This is a genomic window from Colwellia marinimaniae, assembly GCF_002207865.1.
Lineage (GTDB): Bacteria > Pseudomonadota > Gammaproteobacteria > Enterobacterales > Alteromonadaceae > Colwellia > Colwellia marinimaniae.
Genome location: NZ_BDQM01000510.1, coordinates 1 through 237, shown reverse-complemented (window position 1 = coordinate 237; position 237 = coordinate 1). Strand labels below are relative to the sequence as shown.

Genomic DNA, 237 nt, shown 5'->3' with positions numbered 1-237 from the left:
CTAGTATGTTTAGACCAGCAGCAATCACGATCGCAATGATGTTAGCGATAGTTAAGATAGCGATAGCTACTGAGTAATATTCTTCTTTGGAACCACCAGTAACAGATTCATAGATTTCTGAAAGTGGAATTGCACCTGCACCGTTACCGCCACCCATGATAGGTAGTACATATAACATCATAATGCGATCGAATGGAATACCGAACATCATGCCACCTAGGACACCTAGGATAGAAG

At 41.8% G+C, this 237-nt stretch carries 1 protein-coding gene; it reads right to left on the bottom strand.

Going from position 1 to position 237, the window contains the following annotated elements; genetic code table 11:
• The coding region (locus MTCD1_RS20285) for a 2-hydroxycarboxylate transporter family protein (protein WP_498067582.1) at positions 1-211 on the bottom strand (211 nt) is incomplete at its 3' end.
• Between the last annotated feature and the right edge of the window lie 26 nt (positions 212-237).